Origin of the sequence: Herbaspirillum sp. UBA812 (assembly GCF_002296545.1) — a bacterium.
Taxonomy (GTDB): domain Bacteria; phylum Pseudomonadota; class Gammaproteobacteria; order Burkholderiales; family Burkholderiaceae_D; genus Herbaspirillum; species Herbaspirillum huttiense.
In genome coordinates this window covers 1-5,547 of sequence record NZ_DBIC01000267.1, presented here as the reverse complement: position 1 = coordinate 5,547, position 5,547 = coordinate 1, and the positions used below count along the sequence as shown (strand labels likewise).

6 protein-coding genes are annotated in these 5,547 nt (G+C 54.0%); 4 read left to right on the top strand and 2 right to left on the bottom strand.

The genetic code is table 11. The features are described from left to right. The 4 genes from B3873_RS18115 to B3873_RS18100 form a co-directional block, all read left to right on the top strand. A partial coding sequence (locus B3873_RS18115) for a peptidylprolyl isomerase (protein ID WP_286867793.1) occupies window positions 1-320 on the top strand: 320 nt, incomplete at its 5' end. 30 nt (window positions 321-350) lie between these two features. Beyond that, a complete protein-coding gene (locus tag B3873_RS18110) occupies window positions 351-1,133 on the top strand; it encodes a UDP-2,3-diacylglucosamine diphosphatase (protein WP_286867791.1) in 783 nt (260 codons plus the stop codon). Between the two features lie 82 nt (window positions 1,134-1,215). Continuing rightward, window positions 1,216-2,814 (top strand): AAA family ATPase, encoded by a 1,599-nt coding sequence (locus B3873_RS18105; protein WP_286867789.1) that lies wholly within the window; start codon window positions 1,216-1,218, stop codon window positions 2,812-2,814. Then, a complete protein-coding gene (locus B3873_RS18100) occupies window positions 2,811-3,899 on the top strand; it encodes a hypothetical protein (RefSeq protein ID WP_286867787.1) in 1,089 nt (362 codons plus the stop codon). Before B3873_RS18105 ends, B3873_RS18100 begins: the two co-directional genes overlap by 4 nt. 20 nt (window positions 3,900-3,919) lie before the next feature. On the opposite strand, the gene cysE is transcribed toward B3873_RS18100, so the two are convergent. Both cysE and rlmB read right to left on the bottom strand, forming a co-directional pair. Next, entirely contained in the window at window positions 3,920-4,672 is a 753-nt protein-coding gene (gene cysE, locus B3873_RS18095) for a serine O-acetyltransferase (protein ID WP_286867785.1), read from the bottom strand. Between the two features lie 128 nt (window positions 4,673-4,800). Next, complete coding sequence (gene rlmB, locus B3873_RS18090) at window positions 4,801-5,538, bottom strand: 23S rRNA (guanosine(2251)-2'-O)-methyltransferase RlmB (protein ID WP_209533235.1); 738 nt, start codon at window positions 5,536-5,538, stop codon at window positions 4,801-4,803. Window positions 5,539-5,547: the final 9 nt, after the last annotated feature.

The following is a 5,547-nucleotide window of genomic DNA, read 5'->3' as shown; positions in this document are numbered from 1 at the left end:
ACCCCGGCATGAAGCAGAAGAAACCCCGCGAGCCGATCGAGAACGAAGCCAAGAACGGCCTCAAGAACGAGCCCTACACCCTGGCCATGGCCCGCACCGCCGCTCCGCACTCGGCCTCGGCGCAGTTCTTCATCAACGTCAAGAACAACAGCTTCCTGGACTACCCGGGCCAGGACGGCTGGGGCTACTGCGTCTTCGGCAAGGTCGTCGAAGGCACTGAAGTGGTCGACAAGATCAAGGGCGTCAAGACCACCCGCGCCGGCATGTTCGCCGACGTGCCTGCGGAAGATGTGGTGATCGAGAAAGCAGAAGTGGTCTGAGCCTGACCCGGACCGCTCACTTCACCGACCATGACTGATTTCCAGTTCATGCAGAAAGCGCAACCGACGGTTGCGCTTTTTGTTTCCGACCTCCATTTGCAAGCCGCCCTGCCCCGTACCACCGAGGCTTTTCTGTCCTTCCTGCAGCGCCATGCGGTACAGACGCAGCAACTGTACTTGCTGGGTGACGTGTTCGAGTACTGGGCCGGTGACGACGACCGTACTGCTCCCTACAACCAACTGATTGCTGACGCACTGCGAACTGTACAGGCGCAAGGCGTGCAACTGTACTGGATGGCTGGCAACCGCGATTTCCTGGTCGGACAGGCATTTGCCGATGCCGCCGGACTGACCCTGCTGGAGGATCCGCACGTCATCACCGCCGCCGGCCGCACGCTGGCGCTGGCCCATGGCGATGCGCAATGCACCGATGACCAGGCCTACATGGCGTTCCGCGCCCAGGTACGGCAACCGGCTTACCAGCAGCAGTTCCTGGCCATGCCGCTGGCGCAGCGCAAGGCCATCATCGAAGGCATCCGCAAGAACAGTCAGGATGCCAACCAGAGCAAGGACATGGCGATCATGGACGTCAATGCCGGTGCGATCGATGCGCTCTTTGCGCAGACCGGTACCGATGTCCTGATCCACGGCCATACGCACCGCCCTGCCCTGCATCGCCTGGACGGCGGCAAGCTGCGCTATGTGCTGCCGGATTGGGAATACGACGTGGAAACGCCGCGTGGCGGCTGGATCAGCCTGACGGCGGATTCCAAATTACATCGATATGATGCAGCTGGGACAAAAATTGATTAATAATTAACGCAATATAGCGGATTAAAAGTTAGATAACGCAACTTCTCTGCGCTCTAAACCGTGCGCTCGCCAAGGAAACCTGATGCCAATCGTAAAGAAAATCGGAGTTCAAAATTTGCGCGGTCTTGAGCAGACAGGGCTAATTGAAATCAAGCCGATAACCCTTTTGGTCGGGAAAAATAGTGCAGGAAAAAGCTCATTCGCTAGAATTTTTCCATTGTTAAAACAAAGTAGCGAAGCAAAACGAAATGCGCCGTTTCTCTGGTGGGGACAGTACGTAGACTACGGATCATTCAGTCAAGCGTTACGACGAAATGCCGAAGAGAAGGAAATATGCTTCTCGTTCGAGGTTGGCTTGAACTCGACTGGAATTCAAAGCAGGCTTCGTTATTCTGCACTAAACAGTCTAATGACTGAGACGATTAATTTGATCGCCTCAGTAAGTGTTCGAGAAGACGATGGCCGTTCTTACGCTTCGAAAATAACGTTCAATCTTCTCGATTTAAAGGCAGAAATTCATATCGATAAAGTAGGTAACGTTCAGCGGATAGCGTGTGGCAATGCAGTATGGGCTCCAAGCATCACCATAGGTGCCATTGTAAGCAAGGGCGAATATCTACCTGAAATTCTGTTCACTCAGGTCGTTGAAGAACAGATAGACGGCACACAACAAAAATACAGAAGGTTTGCAGACTTTAGCCCGCTAACGAGAAATCTTTCCAACTGGATCAGAGGGCAAATTCACGGGAACACAAGTCCTACAAAAATTGCGGAGATCGCACAGCGTATTCCGTTGGCTTCGGCCGAACGCACATTAGAGATTCTACGTGGGACTAGAAGAGCAGGATCTTCTTCTTGGCAGACTTTTGTACGACAGCTCACCGTAAACTCCCCAGCATTAAAGGTATGCCGTGAGCTAGCGTTTTTAGATGCACTACCGAAAATTGCACTAAATGCAAATGAGGCAATAAATAGTTTCGCATCTTCAGTTAAATATTTAGGGCCGATTCGAGCCACTGCTCAGCGATTTTACCGGCCGCAAGAACTTTCGATTTCCGAGATGGATCCCCGTGGAGAAAATTTAGCAGTCCTACTAAATGATTTACAGAATCGAGCGGACTTCAGTGCATTTAATCGTTGGCTCAAACACTCTTTGGGTTTTGAAGTTCTGGCGGCAAAAGAAGGCGCTCAGATTGAGCTTAAGATTAAGTTTGAAGATGCTCAAACGGACCATGATGCTATCAATCTTGCTGACGTAGGGTTTGGATTATCCCAAGTTCTTCCCATTGCAACACAGATATGGTTAGTGGCCAACGACAGATTCAGGAGAAGCCCGGCAAACCAACTTCAGTCTTGCGTAGTTGTTGAGCAACCAGAGCTCCACCTTCATCCCGCATTTCAAGCCCGTTTAGCCGATCTCTTTGTGAATGCTGTGCAAGTAAATAAATCCTCCAACCAGCAACCTATTAGTGTGATAGCTGAAACTCACAGCTCAAGTTTGATAAACAGAGTAGGAGAGTTAGTCGCAGATAAAAAAATTCCGGCAAGTGATGTTCAAATCCTATTATTCGAACAAGAGTCACCATCACAACCGGCGAAAATTACCTGCGCAACGTTTGATGACGATGGCGTTTTAGAAAACTGGCCGTTCGGATTCTTCTCGGCTGGAGCGTATGAATGATTATTGAATTCAACGATTCAATTCTAGAGCGAAATTCTGATGACCCTGTTATTAGGCAGGCCGTCGAGTCTGCAGCTATTGAAACATGGAGGGGCAACCATTTTATTTTTGGAAGCAGAAAGACGTTAGAGTTTTTAGCATCGATAAGCGGCTTGACTGCAGAGAGCAAATCAATAATCGAAAAATGCTTGGGTAACTACGCTACGTCGGCGGCCTTCCTTAAATCCATCCCGATTAGAGTCGAAATCTGCTGTAGACAAACATATACAAGTAAGCGTGAAGACCGATGGATTTTACCGGTAGAGCGGCTTACGCACGGCATCAGTCCGACGGTTTTACTCACGGAGAATCTAACTGATGCGTATCTATATGATTTTGCTGCAAAACACTATGCACTAATCTCAGAAGGAGGGACTTCATTTAAGGTGTCATGTAGAGGAGGTGGTGGCTCGACCACCCCAGACTGTCTCAAAGCCATTATTGCTGAGGCACGTGAATGGGTTCTATGCCTAACTGATAGCGATAAATCCAGCCCTCAGGCACCATTCGGCAACGTCAGTATCAGATGTGAAGAAGAAGCATCTGAGGCAAGATGGATCGCAAAACATAATTCAATCCCTGGCAAGACGCTCGAGAACGTACTGCCTCACCAACTAATAGATATCTCCGTCCCGGTGGAACTAAGGCCCAACTGGGATGAGTACAATCGGATTACAAAAACCGGAGAGAGACCTTGGGCCAAATACACCAATCTCAAAACTGGAAATACCGTGAGATGGATCCGCAGGCTACCAAACGGAGGAGCGGACCGCCCATTTTGGAATGAAATAGCAAGGGAAATTGGGATAGATCTGGCCGACTGTACATGCGTAGAATTCGATTGCATCCGAGACGATAAATGCGGAAAACTTGCAATACCTGCCTTGGGGAGCCGAATAGGGGAGCATGTGTTGGCGTACCTGCGTGAAAACTCTGTGCAACGCAGCTTCCAACTCGCTAAGAAATCAGCAAATTTTGAGCTGTGGATGGAAATTGGAAAAGCCGTTTTTAACTTTGGCCTAGCTCCTAAACGAGCAAGGTCCTAAGGCAAAGCCCTGAGTGGAAGTTATTCGATTAGCTTGTTTAATTCCTCAGCATTAAACCTATCTCGAAGCTCTTCATCGCCACGCACCAAACCTGCAGTGGCTAAGGCGGCCAGCACGGCTTCCAGTTGCTGCTCCTGCGCGGCCACCTGGTTGATGAGTCCGTGCAGCGCCTTGGACAGCGGATCATCGCCATTGGGCATCACGCCATAGGCCGCAAACAGGCGTGCTGCCGCCTGATCACGCGCGGCTGGCGCGACATTGCGCTCGACGATGCGCGCCGGGTTGCCCACGGCGGTGGCACCGGGCGGCACTTCCTTGGTGACCACCGCATTGGAACCGACCTTGGCCCCGTCCCCGACCGTAAAACCGCCCAGCACCTTGGCCCCGGCACCGATGATGACGCCGCGCCCCAGTGTCGGATGGCGCTTGGCGCCCTTGGCCAGCGAAGTACCGCCCAGGGTCACGCCCTGGTAGATGGTGGAATCGTCACCGACGATGGCGGTCTCGCCGATCACCACGCCCATGCCGTGATCGATGAAGACACGGCGGCCGATGGTGGCCCCGGGATGGATCTCGATGCCGGTGAGGGTACGGCCCAGCTGCGAGATGAAGCGTCCCAGCCACTTCAACTCGGCCTTCCAGCAAGCCTGGGCCCAGCGATGCAGGATCACCGCATGCAGGCCCGGATAACAGGTCAGCACCTCCCAGCTGTTGCGCGCGGCAGGGTCGCGCTCACGGATGCTGGCGATGTCTTCTCTGAGTCGGCTGAACATGGTGTGTTTCCTGAAACGTTGAATGAAAACGGCTACTGAAGTGAAATTGAAGTGATCCAACAATGGAACGGCAAAAAAAAATCGCCGGACGCGAAGTCCGGCGATGGTGTCATGCGGGATGACCGGACTTACTTGGGCAAGCGCTGGCGTCGCGCCTCGTACAGACAGACGCCGGAAGCCACGGAGACGTTGAGGCTCTCGACCGAACCGAACATCGGGATGTTGACCAGCACGTCGCAGGTCTCGCGGGTGAGACGGCGCATGCCTTCGCCTTCGGAGCCCATCACCAGTGCGGTGGGACCGGTGAAGTCGCCTTCGTAGAGGCCCTTCTCGGCATCGTCCGTGGTGCCGATGATCCACACGCCGCGCTCCTTCAGGTCGCGCATGGTGCGGGCCAGGTTGGTGACGGTGATGTAGGGCACGGTATCGGACGCACCGCTGGACACTTTCATGGCCGTGGCGTTGAGGCCCACGGCGCGATCCTTGGGGGCGATCACGGCATGCGCGCCGGCACCATCGGCCACGCGCAGGCAGGCGCCCAGGTTGTGCGGATCGGTGATGCCGTCGAGGATCAGCAGCAGCGGCGGACCGACCACGGCGTCCAGCAGTTCATCGAGGGTGCGCGCCAGCGACAGCGCGGCGGCCTTGGCCACCACGCCCTGGTGACGGCGCGTGCCGACCATGGCCGCGAGGCGCTGGTCGTCGGCCTGGATGATGCGCACATTGGCTTCCTTGGCGGCATGCAGCAAATCCAGCATGCGGCGGTCGCGGCGCTCGGCATCCACGTAAATCTCTTCCACCGAGGAAGCCTCGTGGCGGATGCGGGAGGTCACGGCATGGAAGCCGAAAATCATTTTGCTCTTCATAGATCCTGC